This window comes from Lysinibacillus sp. G1-3 (assembly GCF_056322905.1).
In genome coordinates this window covers 1-941 of sequence record NZ_JBWHYQ010000054.1, presented here as the reverse complement: position 1 = coordinate 941, position 941 = coordinate 1, and the positions used below count along the sequence as shown (strand labels likewise).

The window sequence follows — 941 nt, the reverse complement described above, 5'->3', positions numbered from 1 at the left end:
TTGGGGTGAAGTCGTAACAAGGTAGCCGTATCGGAAGGTGCGGCTGGATCACCTCCTTTCTAAGGATATTTTCGGAATACAAACCTAGGGTTTGTAAGATTACGTTTTGCGTTCAGTTTTGAAGGTTCATTCTTCTGAATGAAACACTTCAAAACTTGTTCTTTGAAAACTGGATAAAACGACATTGAAATTGTAACAAACACATTTATTTTTTAAGTTTTTTTATAGGCTTAATAACGAATAAGGTTTCAAGACACGAGTAGTTCTAGGAAGCAATCGAGAGAAGGAAGGAGCGTACCTTTGTACGTGACTGACTGAACGAGTGCAGCTGACGACGAAATACGATGTGTATTGAAAGCTATAGGTTAAGTTATTAAGGGCGCACGGCGAATGCCTTGGCACTAGGAGCCGATGAAGGACGGCACTAACACCGATATGCTTCGGGGAGCTGTAAGTGAGCTTTGATCCGGAGATTTCCGAATGGGGGAACCCACTACGTTTAATCGCGTAGTATCTTGACGTGAATACATAGCGTCTTGAAGGCAGACCCAGGGAACTGAAACATCTAAGTACCTGGAGGAAGAGAAAGAAAAATCGATTCCCTGAGTAGCGGCGAGCGAAACGGGAAGAGCCCAAACCAAGAGGCTTGCCTCTTGGGGTTGTAGGACACTCTATACGGAGTTACAAAAGAGCGAGTTAGATGAAGCGACTTGGAAAGGTCCGCCAGAGCAGGTAAAAGCCCTGTAGTCGAAAGTTCGTTCTCTCCTGAGTGGATCCTGAGTACGGCGGAACACGTGAAATTCCGTCGGAATCTGGGAGGACCATCTCCCAAGGCTAAATACTACCTAGTGACCGATAGTGAACCAGTACCGTGAGGGAAAGGTGAAAAGCACCCCGGAAGGGGAGTGAAAGAGATCCTGAAACCGTGTGCCTACAAGTAG

At 46.0% G+C, this 941-nt stretch carries 2 rRNA genes; both read left to right on the top strand.

The features are described from left to right. Nucleotides 1–59: ribosomal RNA gene (locus tag ACVYAD_RS25025) — 16S ribosomal RNA — on the top strand; the annotation flags it as partial. Nucleotides 60–363: 304 nt separating this feature from the next. Beyond that, nucleotides 364–941, top strand: a 23S ribosomal RNA gene (locus tag ACVYAD_RS25020); the annotation flags it as partial.